Source organism: Mucilaginibacter koreensis (assembly GCF_054783355.1).
Map to the genome: position 1 here is coordinate 2,089,316 of NZ_BAAGQS010000001.1, position 17,498 is coordinate 2,106,813.

At 44.2% G+C, this 17,498-nt stretch carries 15 protein-coding genes; 3 read left to right on the top strand and 12 right to left on the bottom strand.

Features of this window, described 5'->3' with window-relative positions; genetic code table 11:
• Nucleotides 1-6: 6 nt before the first annotated feature.
• The 6 genes from atpH to ACYVNW_RS09520 all read right to left on the bottom strand — a co-directional run bounded on the left by atpH (nucleotide 7) and on the right by ACYVNW_RS09520 (nucleotide 3,201).
• A complete protein-coding gene (atpH, locus tag ACYVNW_RS09495) occupies nucleotides 7-555 on the bottom strand; it encodes an ATP synthase F1 subunit delta (protein WP_460679619.1) in 549 nt (182 codons plus the stop codon).
• Nucleotides 556-665: 110 nt separating this feature from the next.
• Nucleotides 666-1,175 carry a F0F1 ATP synthase subunit B gene (atpF, locus tag ACYVNW_RS09500; protein WP_460679620.1) on the bottom strand — a complete coding sequence of 170 codons (510 nt, stop codon included), beginning with the start codon at nucleotides 1,173-1,175 and terminating at the stop codon, nucleotides 666-668.
• 82 nt (nucleotides 1,176-1,257) lie between these two features.
• Nucleotides 1,258-1,464, bottom strand: coding sequence for an ATP synthase F0 subunit C (gene atpE / locus ACYVNW_RS09505; RefSeq protein ID WP_460679621.1), 207 nt, complete (start codon nucleotides 1,462-1,464; stop codon nucleotides 1,258-1,260).
• A gap of 47 nt (nucleotides 1,465-1,511) precedes the next feature.
• On the bottom strand, nucleotides 1,512-2,498 hold the full coding sequence (gene atpB / locus ACYVNW_RS09510; RefSeq protein ID WP_460679622.1) for a F0F1 ATP synthase subunit A: 987 nt from the start codon (nucleotides 2,496-2,498) through the stop codon (nucleotides 1,512-1,514).
• 107 nt (nucleotides 2,499-2,605) lie between these two features.
• Nucleotides 2,606-2,953 carry a hypothetical protein gene (locus ACYVNW_RS09515; RefSeq protein WP_460679623.1) on the bottom strand — a complete coding sequence of 116 codons (348 nt, stop codon included), beginning with the start codon at nucleotides 2,951-2,953 and terminating at the stop codon, nucleotides 2,606-2,608.
• Between the two features lie 29 nt (nucleotides 2,954-2,982).
• Nucleotides 2,983-3,201, bottom strand: coding sequence for an AtpZ/AtpI family protein (locus ACYVNW_RS09520; RefSeq protein WP_460679624.1), 219 nt, complete (start codon nucleotides 3,199-3,201; stop codon nucleotides 2,983-2,985).
• Between the two features lie 66 nt (nucleotides 3,202-3,267).
• Here ACYVNW_RS09520 and porW point away from each other — a divergent pair, with 66 nt between their 5' ends.
• The 3 genes from porW to uvrC all read left to right on the top strand — a co-directional run bounded on the left by porW (nucleotide 3,268) and on the right by uvrC (nucleotide 10,370).
• Nucleotides 3,268-6,117: a type IX secretion system periplasmic lipoprotein PorW/SprE gene (porW, locus tag ACYVNW_RS09525; RefSeq protein WP_460679625.1), complete on the top strand. Its 2,850-nt coding sequence runs from the start codon at nucleotides 3,268-3,270 to the stop codon at nucleotides 6,115-6,117.
• 3 nt (nucleotides 6,118-6,120) lie between these two features.
• On the top strand, nucleotides 6,121-8,358 hold the full coding sequence (locus ACYVNW_RS09530; protein ID WP_460679626.1) for a penicillin-binding protein 1A: 2,238 nt from the start codon (nucleotides 6,121-6,123) through the stop codon (nucleotides 8,356-8,358).
• Nucleotides 8,359-8,555: 197 nt separating this feature from the next.
• Nucleotides 8,556-10,370, top strand: a complete 1,815-nt coding sequence (uvrC, locus tag ACYVNW_RS09535; protein WP_460679627.1) for an excinuclease ABC subunit UvrC — start codon at nucleotides 8,556-8,558, stop codon at nucleotides 10,368-10,370.
• A 211-nt stretch (nucleotides 10,371-10,581) separates the two neighbouring features.
• Here the strand turns inward: uvrC and porN are convergent, their stop codons facing one another.
• The 6 genes from porN to ACYVNW_RS09565 all read right to left on the bottom strand — a co-directional run bounded on the left by porN (nucleotide 10,582) and on the right by ACYVNW_RS09565 (nucleotide 17,318).
• Nucleotides 10,582-11,541: a type IX secretion system ring subunit PorN/GldN gene (porN, locus tag ACYVNW_RS09540; RefSeq protein ID WP_460679628.1), complete on the bottom strand. Its 960-nt coding sequence runs from the start codon at nucleotides 11,539-11,541 to the stop codon at nucleotides 10,582-10,584.
• Nucleotides 11,542-11,549: 8 nt separating this feature from the next.
• Entirely contained in the window at nucleotides 11,550-13,067 is a 1,518-nt protein-coding gene (porM, locus tag ACYVNW_RS09545) for a type IX secretion system motor protein PorM/GldM (protein ID WP_460679629.1), read from the bottom strand.
• 43 nt (nucleotides 13,068-13,110) lie between these two features.
• A complete protein-coding gene (porL, locus tag ACYVNW_RS09550; RefSeq protein WP_460679630.1) occupies nucleotides 13,111-13,914 on the bottom strand; it encodes a type IX secretion system motor protein PorL/GldL in 804 nt (267 codons plus the stop codon).
• Nucleotides 13,915-13,989: 75 nt separating this feature from the next.
• A complete protein-coding gene (porK, locus tag ACYVNW_RS09555; protein WP_460679631.1) occupies nucleotides 13,990-15,309 on the bottom strand; it encodes a T9SS ring complex lipoprotein PorK/GldK in 1,320 nt (439 codons plus the stop codon).
• Between the two features lie 244 nt (nucleotides 15,310-15,553).
• Nucleotides 15,554-16,312: a uroporphyrinogen-III synthase gene (locus ACYVNW_RS09560; protein ID WP_460679632.1), complete on the bottom strand. Its 759-nt coding sequence runs from the start codon at nucleotides 16,310-16,312 to the stop codon at nucleotides 15,554-15,556.
• A gap of 16 nt (nucleotides 16,313-16,328) precedes the next feature.
• Complete coding sequence (locus ACYVNW_RS09565; RefSeq protein ID WP_460679633.1) at nucleotides 16,329-17,318, bottom strand: DUF4271 domain-containing protein; 990 nt, start codon at nucleotides 17,316-17,318, stop codon at nucleotides 16,329-16,331.
• Nucleotides 17,319-17,498 lie beyond the last annotated feature (180 nt).

Consider the following 17,498-nt stretch of genomic DNA (forward strand, 5'->3'; position numbering starts at 1 on the left):
ATACTATTATAAAATTGCATTCTCTGCAAAATCTTTCTTCAATCGTTTCAGGCTGCCGCTCACCGAAGTATCAATCTGCCTGTCGCCAACAGTTAATACAAACCCACCTATCAGTGCCGGGTCAACCTTGACTTGCAATACAATCTCGCCGCCAACAATCTGCTTTACTTCATCAATAATAGCCAGGCGGTTGGCTTCACTCAAAGGTGCTGCCGATACTACCGAAGCTTTTACAATGTGCTTTTTGATATTGTACTGGTTCACAAACTCCTGGGCAGTAAAATACAATACATCACCACGACTTTTGTTAACCATAATGGCAAAAAAGGCCTCAGTAGCTTTAGATACCTTATCGCCAAACAGTGCTTTTAAGATGTTTACTTTCTTGTCGTGCGATATGATAGGGTTGCGCAATACAGCCTGCAGCTGACTATTGGCTTTCACTACCTGCACAAAAAGCTCCATATCCTTCTTGGTCTCTTCTAAAGTATTTTGCTCTTCAGAAAGATCAATCAGTGATTTAGCGTAACGGGATGCAACAGTTAGTTCTGACATTCTTTTTTATTTCGGATTTCGGATATTCGATTTCGGATTTGCTTTTAAGCTTTTGATCAACCGGATTTATACAAAATCCTAAATCGAACATCCGAAATTCAAAATCTATCTTACTTCAAATTAACTTCTTTTAATAAATCGGCTACCAACAGGTCTTGCTCACGCTGGTTTTCAAATTGCTTGCGTAAAATCTTCTCTGCAATATCTACCGAAAGTACAGCCACCTGGTTCTTTACATCGGCCAGGGCAACTGCTTTTTGATTGCCAATCTCAATTTTCGCTTTTTCAATCATGCGGGCACCTTCTTCATTAGCCGCACTTTTAGCTTCATTAATGATCTGGTCTTTCATCTGGCGTGCTTCTTTCAAAATCAGGTCACGCTCGGCACGAGCTTGCTTCAACAGGCTTTCGTTCTCATTGGTTAAGCGGGCCATTTCCTCTTTAGCAGCTTCAGCTTTTAATAACGCATCTTCAATTGAACGCTCACGCTCGGTAATAGCGCCCATAATAGGTTTCCATGCAAACTTACCTAACAAAATCAGCAAAATCACGAAGGCAACTGTAGACCAAACCACAAAGCCTAAATGATCATTTAATAAACCTTCAAATAATTCTTCCATGAGTAATAAAAATCTTCAAATTAACTTTTAATCAAAACAAAGCCGGCCGCCAACCGCTGCCAGCTTTGTTTTTTTGAGGCAATTACTTGCTTAACAGTGAAACTACCACCCCGAACAGGGCAACACCTTCGATTAGAGCGGCAGCAATAATCATAGCGGTTTGGATTCTTGAAGAAGCCTCTGGCTGACGAGCAATACCTTCCATTGCTTTACCACCAACCTGGCCAATACCAAGGCCTGCACCGATAACTGCTAAACCTGCACCTAATGCAGCAATACTTCCAGTCATGTTTGTTAAAATTTAAAAGTTAAATATATAATATAATTGTTTACTAATTAATGGTGATGCTCTTCTACCGCCGCACCAATGAACAAGGCGGTCAGCATCGTGAAAATGAACGCCTGCAGAAAAGCCACCAGCACTTCCAGTACATCCATAAACAATACGAATGCTACTGATACAGGTGCGATCCAAAGGGTTTTGAAAATAAAGATCAGTGAAATCAAGCTCAGTACGATAATGTGACCGGCTGAAATGTTCGCATACAAACGAATCATTAACGCGAATGGCCTTGAAATCACACCAATCAATTCTACTGGAATCATAATCGGGTATAACCACAGCGGTACATCAGGCAACAAAATGTGTTTCCAGTAATATTTATTACCGCTAAAGTTCACCACCAGCAACACGATGAATGACAGCACAAAGGTTAACAGGATGTTACCGGTAACGTTAGCACCTCCCGGGAATACCGGAATCAAACCCATGATATTGTTGATCCAGATAAAGAAGAAGATGGTTAACAATATCGGCATATAGCGCTGATGACGGTAACCAATGTTAGGGCGCGCAATTTCATCGCGCACAAAAACAATAACCGGCTCAATCAATGACTGAAACCCTTTAGGGGCTTTACCTTCACGTTTTTTATAAGCTGATGCCACACCAATAAAGATAATCAGCAGCAGCGTACCCGCCAGCCACATCGCAATCACATTTTTAGTGATCGAGAAATCATAAATATGCTTTGACGCTTCTTTGTCTACCTGACCCTCGGCATTTACTACTCTTACCTTATCTTCGGTTAAAGTATAAGTATAATACTTACCCTGGTAGTTGCTTTTACCATGCTCGAAGTTTTTGGCTGAGAAAAACTCAGTTCCCTTATCTGTAAACAGGATAATAGGCAACGGGATTGACACCTGACCGCCTACATGCCAGTAATGCGAATCGCCAATGTGTTCCAAAATGGCAGTGGTAGGATTAAAAGCCTCTTGTTCGGCGTTTTTTTCCTTTACTTCGGCCTTTTCGCCTTGCATAGCGAAAGTGTTACAAGTGAAAAAAGCCAGAAAAACGCTTAAAATGACGCTTAACGTGATTTTTTTTGAGTTCAAAATGTGGCTAAAATCCATTAAAATAGAGCTTTTTACGTTTTATTTTGGAGCCGCAAGTTAGTTAATAAGGCGTAAATCTCAAATAGTGTATTTAATAAATACAGATAAAAAAAACACACCACAAATTCAATACTGTTTACGCGGTGAGTATTGAGGTAATACAGCGCATAGCCCATGCAGGCCAATAGCTTTATAGTAGTGAATATCAGGAAGAACTGCGCCCCTGATCCCCCGCCCCAACCCTGCCCTATGGCAATTGTGGTCACCAGTACTAAAGTAAGCACGGCATAAAAGGCAAACATCACCCAAAATTGAGGAATCAGGACAATCGGAGTATGATAATATTGCACTAAAATTGGTGGCAGAGCGATAGCCAGCATACACACAACATATAATAGTAAAATACGTATCAATCTTTGAGTGATTTAAGTGTAATAAATAAAGAGGCAAATACGCCCACCAGCGCAAATATGGCAGTGGCCCATTGGGTGGTATGGTTATAATGCTGATCTATTTCGTAACCGACAAAGGTAAGCAGACCAATGATGGCAATCATCTGAAACCCGATACCGGTGTACTTAATGGCATTGCTGTATTGTTTGTTAGCGTTAGGTTTATCAACAGGCATTTGCAAATTTATTAATCGTTGCACAGATTTTAGTAATTTAGCTTGCTTTTATAAAATCCCTCTGATTTGATTTTGAGAAAATCGTCGTCTTTGCTGTTGTTGGTGTGGTGTATAGGCTTGCTGGCTGCCTGTTCTCTCGAAAAAAAGAGCGCTGTAAACCGGGGTTTACAAAATCTTACTGCGCATTATAACATCCTGTTTAATGCCAATGAGGTTTTAAAAGCCAAGCAGGATGCTTATGCCGCTTCTTATGTGGATGCGTATACCGATATACTGAACGTTTTCCAGGATACCATAAGCCATGCCGGCAACACCGCCGACGACCAGGACCTGCAATCGGTCACTTCACGCGCCAATACCATCATTAATTTTAAAGAACAAAGCCATTACATTGGCGATGCTTATCTATTGTTAGGTAAAGCCAGCTTTTTGAATGGCGATTATTTTAATGCTACCGAATATTTTGGCTATGTAACCCGCTCTTATAAAACACAGGAAAATTTGGTACAAGAGGCCCGTGCCTGGCAAGGCCGTTCGCTTATTTATTTGAACCTGTTGCCGCAGGCCAAACTAGTGCTTGATACCGCCTTGCAAAACATCAACTCCAAAGCCAACGCTACGGCACAGGTGTATGCCGCCCGCCTGCAATATGAAATTAAGGCCGAAAATTACCCCGAAGCTGAAGCAATGGCAAAAAATGCGTTGACAGCAGGCCAGAGCAAAACCGAACGCCAACGCATTACATTTATATTAGCGCAGTTACAGGAACTTAACCACAAACCCGATGAAGCTTATGCCAATTACAGCCGCATTGTAAACAGCAACGCCCCTTTTGTAATGGCATTTAACGCTGAGCTAAACCGCATCAGGATGGAGGATGCCCAAACCGGCAGGCACATGAGCCGGGCCGACCGCCTGCGCAGCCTGCTGCGTAATGAGAACGACCGTGAGTTTGCCGATCAGATTTATTATCAATTAGCTGAGCTCTACCTGTCGCAAGGCAATATAGAAGAAGCCATTAGAAACTATAAGTTGTCTACCCGTTACAGCCAGCGTAATCAAACACAAAAAGGGCTATCTTATTTACGCCTGGCCGACATCTACTTTAAAAACCAGGGTGATTATGTTATGGCCAAACAGTATTATGATAGTACCCTACTCAACCTGCAGCCCACCTACCGCGGCTATAACAGTATTCGCATCAAAGCCGATAATCTCCAACTGCTGGCCGACCGCCTGCAGCTCATCTCACGCGAAGACACCCTGCAAATGCTGGCTGGCCTGGATGCCAAAACCCGCCAAGCACGCATTGATCTATTAGTAAATCGGTACAAAATTCAGCAGCAGGCCGCCGCTGCTAACCCACAACAAGCTGTTAATCCTGATGATCCTTTTAGTGCTGCGCCATCGGTAGCACCACAGGGCAGTATACCCAATGGCAATAGTTTCTATTTTTACAATACCAATGCGGTAAGTCAGGGTTTTACCGCTTTTAAGCGCGAGTGGGGTAACCGGCTTTTAGAGGACAACTGGCGGCGCAGCAGCCGGGCCAATGGCGATATCACTGCCAACACCCAAAACACCACTAATAATATCAACCCCGCCGTAGTGCCTGACCAGTTGCTGCGAACCGAGGAAGATGTAGCTACTGCCGCCTACCGCCGCGAATTGCTGCAAAACATTCCGTACACACCTGCACAATTGGCGCAATCTAATACCCGCATTTATAATGCCTATTTAGATATTGCCAATTTTTACCGTGATATATTAAAAGACCAGTCCGAAGCTATTGCAGTTTACGAATTACTGCTCAAGCGCTTTCCTAACAATGATAATATTCCGCTGATATATTACAACTTATACCGATTGTATGCAGATAGCGGCAACAAGCCAAAGTCTGATGAGTACAAAGATTTATTATTAAAAAACTTTGCACAAACCCCATATGCCAAAGTTATCCTCGATCCGGAATATGCCCAGCGGCTGGATGACCGCGATGCAGAATTAAATGCTTTATACAACGAAGTATACTCGCTGTATGCCAAGCGCGATTATGCCCAGGTAATTGTACGGGCCGAGCAGTTGCAGCTGCAATATCCCAACAGTAAGCTGGCAGCCCAACTCGCTTACCTGCGCGCAATTGCCTTAGGTCACCAGGAAAAATACCAGCCATTTAAGGCTCACCTGCAACAAATCGTGGCCAGCTATCCTGATGACCGGCTGATTACCCCGTTGGTAAATCAGCACCTGGCCTACCTGGATGCCAATGCCCGCGAGATATCGGCCCGCCGCTTTGCCTTGATGGACAGCGACCCAAATGAAATACCATTTATACCGGCACCAGTGGTACAGCAGCAAACGCCCCGTGTAACTGCTAACCCCGTAGCAGCAAACAAACCGGCAATTGCTCCACAACAGCAAACGCCATTAACAGCATCACAGCCTGCAGCACCAGTAACCCTGCAACGGCCAGCGGCCAAGCCGCAAGTAAACTTGCCGCAACCAGCACCGGTAAATGCTACTGCTACAGCACCTGCTAAACCCGCGCCCCAATTATTTAATGAGCGCGATAGTACCAATTATTATTTTGTGGTAAATGTAGCCAGCGGCAATACCAACCTGGCGTCTTCACGGTTTGGTATAGGGCAGTTTAACCGTACCACGTATCAGGGCAGTGCCATTAAACACCAATTGAAACCAATTGGTGCCGACAACCAACTGATTTTTGTAGGCAGGTTCTATCATTTAGAGGATGCCAAGGAATATGGCCGCCGTATTATACCGCTGATGAGCCAGATTATGAAAGTTCCGGCAGATAAATACAGCTTTTTTATCATCACTCAGGAAAATCTGGATAAATTAGCCGACCGAAAAATGCTGGATAATTACGCTGAGTATTACCAGAAAAGTTTTTAAGCTATGATTATTAAAAATTCCCCTCAGGATACCAAACGATATAACTGGATGATATGGAAATTCGTCATCGGTATATTTGTTTTCATTGTACTGCTGTTTAGTCTTACCGCTTTCGGCGTATTTGGGAAACTGCCTTCCTTCCGCGACTTGGAAAACCCTAAAAGCAACCTGGCCTCAGAAGTTTACTCATCCGATAAGCATATACTGGGTTCTTACTACGTTCAAAACCGTTCAAATGTAACTTATAAGGAAATCTCACCTAATGTGATAAACGCTTTAGTGGCTACTGAGGATAACCGTTTCTTCGACCATTCGGGAATAGATTTTGGCCGTACTTTTACCATCATCTTTTATAACCTGATTGGCAGAAAGCAGGGCGGCAGTACCATTACCCAGCAGCTGGCTTTAAATCTGTTCTCCGAGCGTTCGCATAATGTAGTAAAGCGTATCCAGCAAAAATTGCAGGAATGGATTATTGCCGTACAACTGGAGCGTAAATATACCAAAGAGGAAATCCTCACCATGTATTTGAATACGGTTGATTTTGGCGCGTACAATACCTTTGGCATTAAATCGGCCGCACGTACTTACTTTAACACCACCCCGGCCAAACTAACGCCCGACCAGGCTGCTCTGTTAATAGGTATGGTAAACGGTCCTTCCATCTTCTCGCCTATCCGTCATCCGCAAAATGCCATTAACCGCCGAAACCTGGTATTGCGCCGCATGGCTGCCGAAGGCTATTTAAGCGAAGGCCAGGCCGAAGAGTTTATACAAAAACCATTAACGCTGAACTTTCATCCCGATGACCACAACGAAGGCCTGGCTACTTACTTCCGCTCGGCTTTGAAAAAAGATGTGCAACGCATTCTGGACGAACAATCCATCAACAAAGCCGATGGCACCCCTTATGATATTGACCGCGATGGTTTAAAAATTTATACCACCATTGATTATACCATGCAGCAATATGCTGAGGAGGCGCAACGCGATTATATGAAAGACTTGCAGCGCCAGTTTAACCAGCATTGGCGCGGCCACAGCTTATGGAAAGAAATCAACAACTTCTCGTTGCTGATGGATCAGGGCATGAAACGATCTGACCGTTATAAATACCTGAAATTGCAGGGAAAATCTGACGATGAGATTAAAGAAGACTTTAACACCCCTGATACCCTGAACCTGTTTACCTGGCATGGTGCAGTAGATACGGTGATGAAACCAATAGACTCTATCCGCTATTGCAAAATGCTGCTGCGCAATGCCATGATGAGCATGGATCCTACCACCGGTTATGTAAAAGCCTGGGTAGGCGGTATTGATTTTGCCCACTTTAAATATGACCAGGTGCGCACCGGCACCCGCCAGGTGGGGTCAACAGCCAAGCCTTTTACTTATGCCGTGGCAGTTGAAAACGGCTACTCACCCTGCCAGCAGGTAGACAACGTACCCGTTACTGTAGAGTGGGAAGGCACCACCTGGACGCCCGGATCGGCCAAATCAGAAACTGTACCTGGCGTGATTACTTTGCGTAAAGCGCTGGCCCGCTCACAAAACTGGGTGACCGCTTATGTAATGAAAGAAGTAACGCCACCGCCCGTACGCGACTTGATTAAGAAGATGGGTATCACCAGCCCGGTACCTGCGGTACCGTCTATTTGCCTGGGTGTATTTGATGCCTCGGTGTATGACATGACCGGTGCATACAGCGTATTCGCCAACCAGGGCACCTGGACGCAGCCTACCTATTTGCTGCGTATTGAAGATAAAAACGGTAACGTGTTATATACTCACCATCCTAAAGTAGTGCAGGCCATGAACGAGCAGGATGCTTACGTAATGAACTATATGCTGAAAGGTGTAGTAGACGAAGGTACCGGCTGGCGCCTGCGTAGCAAATATGGTTTGCGTAACCCTATCGGCGGCAAAACAGGTACTACACAAAATAATTCGGATGGCTGGTTTATCGGTGTTACGCCACAACTGGTTACCGGCGTTTGGACGGGTTGTGAAGACCGAGATATCCATTTCCGCTCTACCAACCTGGGCGAAGGGGCCAACTCGGCTCTTCCTATTTTCGCATTGTACATGAAAAAAGTATACGCCAACAAAGCGCTCGGCATCAAACAAAACATAGACTTTGCCCCGCCTAAAGGTGGCGTAAGTGTTACGCTCGATTGCAATGCCTACAGCCAGCAGCAACAGGGCACTAATGAGGTAGATGAGAAATTAGGATTTTAAGAGCCTCCTACCCCCTAAAGGGGAACAGAAGTTGAGATAAACGGCAAAGGACGAAAGATATAGGATGTAATTCCGGTCTTTCGTCCTTTGTCGTTTTAATCTTTTTCCGAAAGGTGTCCTGACTCTTGGTTCTTGTCTCCCGACTCTTTCTGCAAGGGCAAACTTAACGCCCGGTTTTACCGTTATTAAAAATAGATATGTCGAGTTTTGATTATAAAGAAGCGTTAAAAAAAATACCTCACAAGCCTGGTGTATACCAGTATTGGGATGAACATAATGAGTTGATTTATATTGGTAAAGCGAAAGATTTGCGCAACCGTGTATCTTCTTATTTTGTAAAAGACCATCATGTAAACTCGAAGACTAAGGTACTGGTATCTAAAATACGCAATATTACGTTCACCATTGTTGATAGCGAGATTGATGCCTGGCTGCTGGAAAACAGCCTGATTAAAAAGCACCAGCCGCGATACAACATTATGCTGAAGGATGATAAAACCTACCCCTGGATTATCATCAAAAATGAGAACTTCCCGCGCATTTTCTGGACACGACGCATCATCCGTGATGGCTCAAAGTATTTAGGCCCGTACGCATCGGTGAGTATGATGCATACTATATTGGGACTGATACGCGAAACCTATGCGCTGCGCACCTGTAACCTGGCTTTAACGCCGCAAAATATAGCGGCAGGCAAGTTTAAGGTATGCTTGGAGTATCAGTTAGGTAATTGCAAAGGCCCCTGCCAAAATTTTCAATCCGAAGATGATTACAACAAATGCATTCAGGAAATCAAGGACATTCTGAACGGCAAAATTGGTGGCGTCATCCGTGATATGAAAGCGGAAATGGAGCAGGCAGTAAGCAACCTTGATTTTGAAGCCGCCCACCGGGTAAAACGCAAACTCGATTTGCTGGAAAATTACCAAAGCAAATCTACCATTGTTAATTCTTCTATTACCGATGTGGATGTGTTCAGTATTGCATCAGAAGAGAAATATGCCTTTGTGAATTTCTTGAAAGTCATGAACGGTACTGTCATCCAAACGCAAACCATTGAGCTAAAAAAGCGGCTGGATGAAAGCGATGAGGAACTGCTCTCCATAGCCATATCAGAGTTTAGGCGGCGATATAACAGCCAGTCTAAAGAAATCATTGTTCCGTTTGAAATGGAACTGGATGATTCGAATATTAAATTTACCGTACCCAAACTGGGCGAAAAGAAAAAGCTGCTTGATTTATCACAAAAGAATGTACAGTTCTTTAAGCGTGAAAAAATAGACCAATATGAAAAGCTCAATCCTGAAGTAAAGACTGAACGCCTGCTGACGCAGATGATGAAGGATTTGCGCATGAATACCCTGCCCCGGCATATTGAGTGTTTTGATAACTCTAACTTTCAGGGCAAGTATCCGGTTTCGGCCATTGTGGTATTTAGGGATGCCCGCCCATCTAAAAAGGATTACCGGTTTTTCAATGTAAAAACAGTAGAAGGCCCCAACGACTTTGCCACTATGGAAGAGGCCGTACACCGCCGTTACCGCCGCCTGTTAGACGAAGGCCAGGAGCTGCCGCAGCTGGTAATCATCGACGGTGGTAAAGGCCAGCTTTCCTCTGCGCTAAAAAGCCTGAGGCTATTGGGTATCGACAAGCAATTAACCGTTATCGGCATTGCCAAACGCCTGGAAGAGTTATACTACCCCGGCGACCAATATCCTTTATATTTAGATAAGAAATCAGAAACGCTGAAAATCATACAGCAATTACGAGATGAGGCTCACCGCTTTGGCATCACCGCCCACCGTAAAAAGCGGGATAAAGGCACCCTGGCTACTGAACTGGAATTGATACCCGGTATAGGTAAACTTACCGCCGAAAAGATGTTGAAGTATTTTAAATCAGTTAAAAAGATACGGGAAGCGAAGGAAGAAGACTTGCTGGAAGTCATCAACCTGAAACAAGCGAAAGCCGTGTTGGAATATTTTGCGGGAGAAGAGGCGCCTTCTGCTTAGTGAATATTAAAATTCCATCTTAAACCAAGAACACCGCCGTAACGTCATTGCGAGGAACGAAGCAATCACTCAGGGATTTGCTATAACCAAACGTACAGAGATTGCTTCGTTCCTCGTAATAACGTTATGTTAATATAAAAATAACAAAGGCCGCTTCGTAAAAGCGGCCTTTGTTATCAATATTGCACTCCCCTTTAGGGAGACGGGGGGCTTAATAGCTCCACAAACCTAACTCCCAATCCATCAGCGATTTTTTGATGCGCTCAGATTCGTAGAGGCGGTCAATGCCTTGTGCGTAGTCTTTAATACGTTCGTCTTTGTCATTAGATTGCTTAACAATGTAGCTGGCAAAAATGCGTTTCATAAACACGTCATCAAAGCTTAAGCCGGTGGCATCGCTGTTGCGGCTCATGGCTTCTTTAACTGCCAGTACCTGGCGTGCATCAGGGAAGTAAATCCAGAAGGCAGGCTGGTAGTCAGTTTCGACACCGTTACCCACTTTAGGTTTTACCATAGGGGCAATACCTACAATACGGGGCTCGAAGATAGAACGCTGGCGGTCAAATACCCAGTCCTCTTTAATACGGAACTTGATCACACTATCCGGATTAAATTCACCTGCTACCATTTTCGAACCAATTTTGTCTCCAGTTTTCGGGTCGAACTGGTCCACCACCGTACTATCGGCAAATTTGGCCATTGCCTCTCCCGGTTTTAATGGGGTAGAAAAACTATCACCATTAGGGTCGTCCTTAGTTGGCGTTGGATCATAAGCGGTAAGCTCACCCGCCATTACAGCGTTCATCAGCACATCAATTAACCGGGCTTTAGGCGAACCTAAATACTGGTTCATCTTTTCGCGCAGGTCAATCTCGCGCCATATCCGCTTGGCAAAAGCCACATCGTTTTCGCGCAGATTAGGATATGGTGTTACTTTGGCGCTCAGGATATTGGTTTTCTTGAAATAACCATCCAATGGGCGCTCAAACGGTTTGGCTGTAGCTACCGATGTTTTTGAAGCATCATCAGTTTGTGTACCCAAAGCTGTTTGCTGTGGCTGGGCGGCAGTAGCAGTTTTTTTAGGTGCAGCTTTGCGCGTGGTACGCTTGCGCTGTGCCATGCTGCTGCTAACCGATAACACACACAAAGCTACAATCAGAATCTTTTTCATTTTTAGCATTAATTTGCTGTTAATAACACATCATTTAAGCTGCGCGGAGAACCATCAGGACCAACGGCAACAATATTGCTCAGTGCCACACGCGAACCGGGGCCAATACCTGCTAATGCAGCCTTCATAGCGCCAGTTAATTCACCGCCTGAACTGCTTAGGGTAACAATATCCTGGCGGGGCTTAATGATAGACATGGTAAAGCGGGTTACACTAAACTTGGCATCAAAGTCAAAGTTATCCAAGCGTGCAAATACACGGTCCTGGCCTTTAATGTTGGCTGTACCGGTAGCACCACCGCTTTTGCCTGCAAATACGGCGATAGGGTCAGGAATACGTTTTACACGGAAATCCATTGCACCCAATACACCACCTTTTTTGCTGCTTACGGTAATTTTAGCGGCACCCGGGCTGCTTACTTTAACAGTATAATGGCCGCCTGAACCGCTGATAGAACCGCCGCTCATGCTCACATTAATATCTTCTTTAGCTACGCCAGGGGCAGAAACAGAAACCGGGTTAGGTACACCAATGTACAACACGTTCATTTTATCAGGTGATACTACGGCTGATGGACGGGCCACCATATATTCGCCGTTTACCGGAACTTGCATTGACTTGGCACCGTTAACGCCAGGAACGGTAATAAAGCCATTCCATTTGTGCATACCCTCACCGCTGGCGGTTACACTATAAGTACCCTTACCACCAGAAACCGGAATAGAAGAACCGTTTACAGTGATGTTGGGGTTTGAGTTTTTATCATAAGCGGTCAGGAAGATGTCGGCAGTGTATTTTTGGCCGGCTATTACATAGCTGCTTGGCGCTACTGCTGCACCTACAAAGGTGTTCAATACTACTTTAGCCTGATCAACCTTACCCAAAATTGCTTTTACTACTTCGTTTTCTGAGTTTTTAGCATCAGCCTGTACTTTGCTTAATGAAGTCATGGCAGCGCCCATAGGCACGCCATCACCAAAAGCTGATTCCTGCCAGGTAGTTTTTGCCACACCCGGACGAGATTTAGGGTCAAGCGTTTGCAAGGGTAAATTCACATTAACAGAATCCTTACCCAGCAATGCCAGTAACTTACCACGGGTTTCGTTAATTTTTTGGCGAAGCTTTACACCGTTCTTCTGGTCAATCATTAATCGTGGAGATACATCCTGATTGTCACGACCTTTGTAGTCATTGATTTTTTCATCAAAACCACCTCCGGCTTCAACCAGTTGCTTTTTCAAACTTTCTACATAAGTATCCAGTTCTGCCACTAATGAAGTTGCCTGTTGGGCTTTTTCATACAAAGGCTTTGCCTCATCCGGCTGCTCCTTCAGTTTGGTTTGAAATGCAGCATAAGTATTCTTTATACCTGTGTCTACATTTCCTCTTGAAGCGTCCAAACTATCGCTTATATTTTTGAATGCGGCCAATAAATTGTCGGGTATGTTAATGGCTACAAGCCCTAACAATACCAAATACAATATACCGAGCATTCGCTGCCTTGGGGTTTCTTTACCTCCAGCCATCTGCTATCTTTCTATATATCTTATGGGTATAAAATTCAGTTAATTAAGCGCGGGGCTGGTTCATGGCAGTCAGCATGTTACCATACACAGCATTTAACGAAGCCAGGTTTTTAGCCAGGTGACTCACTTCTGTTTTGAAGTTTTGGGTATCGGCCACCGAGTCGTTAAAGTTTTGCATGGTTACTGAAAGGCCCTGGTAAAATTTGTTCATCGCCTTTAAGTGCGCACTTGAATCCTGTAATTCCAGCTCGTACACTGCATTTAATGCTGATAAATTTTTAGCCAGATTATTTACCTGCTCATGGTAAGCTTTTGAATCTACATTGGTTGAAGCCATTTCGCTCAGGTTAGCTGAGGCTTTAGCAAATGCACTGCTCAGGGCATCATAGCTGGCAGAGGCCGCTTTTACTTTAGCAGTAAACTCACTGGTGGCAGCACCAGCATCAGCTACAGTAGATATAGAAGCAACTTTATCACCAAAAGTTCTTAAACCGGTACCCAGGCTTTCAATCAGCTCAGGACCAATTTTAGCATCGCTCAGCATTTTATCTAACGCGGCGGTGTTACCTGTTGCTACCGGAGCAGCAATAGCACGGCTTGAAGCTTTTGGCAGCTCACCATTGTAATCGTCTCTTAATTCAGGATAAGCTCTTGACCAGTCAATCTCCTGCTCTTCGCGTTGAAAGCCTAAAATAAAGAACAAAATGGCTTCCGCTCCTAACCCAACTGCAATGAATATTGTAGAGCCCGGTAAGTGCAGAATTTTACACATCAAACCAATAATCACAATTGTTGCACCCCACGATACGATGTTGTTAATGCCGTAAGGTTTTTTCTTTCCTGCCATAAAATTTGTTGTAGTTTGTTTGTTTTGTTTGTTGTTGCTTAATTAATGAGGGCAATTGCTAAGTAAGGTGGTTGATTATCTTTTATCCTTAATATCTCTGCCTAAGAAATGGCTTACGGAGCGGAAACCAATGTAAGCTTTTGCAGTATCCTGATATTCGTAAGTACGGGTAGCATTCTGTAAAAAATACCCAATATCTTTCCATGAACCGCCACGTACTACTTTGCGTTTCAGCACTTCAGGATCTGTGGCTTTAGCCTCGTAGGCGAAGGTTGGGTTCATATCATGCACAAAGGTGGAAGCCGATTCATCAAAGGCTGATGAAGTCCATTCGGCTACGTTACCGGCCATATTGTACAAGCCATAATCGTTAGGAAAATAAGCACGAACATTTACGGTGTAAGCGCCGCCGTCATCGGTATAATTACCGCGGCCAGGCTTAAAGTTGGCCAGCAAACAGCCTTTTGCGTTTTTAATGTATGGGCCACCCCAAGGGTAATCGGTACCGATACGGCCACCGCGTGCTGCGTATTCAAACTCGGCTTCATTCGGCAACGAGTATGGTGCACGGTGAGGCAAACCGCGTTTATCTTTATAAGCATCGTTATAACGGCCTCTCCAGGTATTAAAAGCACGTGCCTGGCGCCAGGTTACCCCAACTACCGGGTAATTACGGTAAGCCGGATGAGAAAAATAGCCTTCCACCATCGGCTCGTTGGCCGCATAAGAAAAATCATTTAACCATACCAGGGTATCCGGATAGATAGGCACAGTATCGCGGATGATGAAATCTGAGCGTCTTTTGGTTTTATCAAAACGATAGTTTGAGGCATCACGTAACGACATCAGCGCATAGTTGTATTTCAGCAAACGGGTGTCAATTTCGTTACGGTCAAAAATACGGTCATCGCCCTGGTAATACATGCTTTGCAGTTTCTGCGAGTTATTGTTCCCCTTGCGGCTGCTAAACACCGGATTTTTTTGCACGTATGCCCAGTTGATATATTTTTTACCGTTGGCATTGGCTGCCTGCCCTTTAGGGGTCAGGTAGTATTTCTGGTCGTTCAGGTAATTGGTGATGGCAATTGAATCACGCACCCAATTCACAAACTGCTTGTATTGTGTGTTGCTCACTTCAGTTTCGTCCATAAAGAAGGGAGAAACGGTTACCTGTTTGGTTTGTGCAATTTGTGCAAAGGTTACATCCTGATCAGTTTGCCCCATCAGAAACGAGCCTCCTGGGATGTACACCATTCCGTAAGGTACTTCTGCCCGAAAAGAACGCTGGCGCACGCCTCTCACTTCACCACGGTCGCCACCGCCACCGCCAATACTGCCACAACCAGACAGTACAACACAAGCTATTGCCAACAAAAGAAAGTAATTATATTTCATTCAGTTAAAAATAGTATTCAGGTAAATCAATATTTTAAATTAATAATAGCCCCCGAAAATAAAGAATATGTTGCACTAAATCACCATGATAAGTGTGCAAAAAATCCATCTTCACGCAAAATATTTCGTGATATTAAATAAAAGTTATTTTAATATACTCTCCATTAAAATACCTGTACGTAATTTTAAAACTATTACGTAAGCTTCAATGAAAAAGTTTCAGGAAAACAGCATTGACTCCGGCTTATTTATTGGCCATTTTAGCGTATTGCTCAATAGCCATGGTCATGGACGGGGCACCGGGTGTAGGGGCCGGTATATCCAGAATCAGGCCGGCATCGAGCACTGCTTTATGGGTAGTGGCTCCAAATGCTGCTATACGGGTGTTATTCTGTTTAAAATCAGGAAAGTTTTTGTAGAGGGATTGAATACTTGATGGACTGAAGAAAGCAATCACATCGTAAAACACATCGGCCAGGTCAGACAAATCACTGCAAACAGTGCGGAACAGCACAGCCGGGGTAAAATTATAACCGTTCTCGGTCAAAAACTTTTGGGTTTCTTCGGCAGCTACATCCGAGCAAGGGTACAGGAATTTTTCGCCCGAGTGCTTTTTCAATACCTCCGCCAGATCGGCAGCGGTTTGTTTACCAAAAAATATTTTACGCTTGCGGTATTGAATATACTTTTGAAGGTACAGGGCAATGGTTTCAGAAAGACAGAAATACTTCATCTCGGCCGGCACCTCAAAACGCATTTCTTCGCAGATGCGGAAAAAATGGTCGGCTGAATTACGGCTGGTGAAAATTACTGCTGTAAAATCTGCCAGGTTAATGCGCTCTTTACGGAAGTCTTTAGCCGGTACACCTTCTACGTGAATAAATGAACGGAAGTCAATCTTCAGGTTCAGTTTCTTAGCCAGCTCTGTGTATGGATTTTTATCGTTTTCAGGTTTGGGCAATGTAACCAGTATGCTTTTAACCTTTTTCTTTCTATCTTCCAATGTGTTTCCTTACTACCTAAGTATTAATATTCAGCGCCTTAATCAATATTAGTATTGGGCAAATTTCGAGGGCACAAAGATAAATAAATAAATAAAACTTATGAAATCTAAAGCTAGAAATAATATTTACGCTGCTGCGCAGGTATTGCCATACAAAAATAACCACCACTAAAAACAAAGCTGTACCTAACATATAGGGTATATACGGAGCTGCCAGCAAACTAAAGCATACCAATACAGGCAAAAACACAAAGGTGATATTGAAGTAGGTGAGATATAATATGGAACTATATTCGCCCACCAAACGACTGATGTTGAATACAAAACCGATAAAGCGCAACACAATAAGCTTAACGGCAAACAGCACAATAATGAGTATGGAAAACGACACGAAAAGCTGCGGTCCGCTGATGGAGTAGAATACGTTGTAGTAACCGGCCAATTGGTAAATAAACAAGCCAAATGTAAAGCCGAACAAAATAAACAACCCCACGAACGACCATGAATTGAGCAAACCATCCTCCTTACTCACCTGCGACAGGACGCGCTTGCTGTAAAACGACTGCCATACGTTTCGCACATCTTTACTCATTACCCGGGTAAGCAATGCGGTATAAAACACCAGGCCAATAATGATGATCAGCACACCCGGGTCGCGGGTGCGGCGGCTATGGCCTTCGCGCAGGTTGTGCTTGCTGTTTACCGGCATGCTGTAAAACCCGTATTGCCTGTACAGGCTGGGACGCACTACGGCCTCGTACAACTGATTGCGGCGGTTACTGTCGGGCACCTTGATATAACGCATGGCTAATGAATCAGATACGCGCTGCTCATGATTACGCATGGCAGCGGCTACTGAATCGAGCACGGTGTAAACGCGGGGGCGATATACGCGCTGTGCGGCAACTATAGTATCAGGTGCTGTAACGGCGCCTGAATCTTGCTGCGCATAAGCGCTGCAAAAATTAAAACACCAAAAAACCAATACCCAGATACAAAAACGCATACTAATGTGCTATCACAGTTAACTGTCCGCGAATTTCAGAAAAAATTTTAACAAAGCTGGCAGCAATCATAGCCGGAGCATAATGCCCGGTTAAGTATAAGATGAACAGCGGAGTTTCTTTTACTCATGCAATTGCAATCTTACCCGCAGTTTGTTGTTTCGCAACAGCTTTGTAGATTA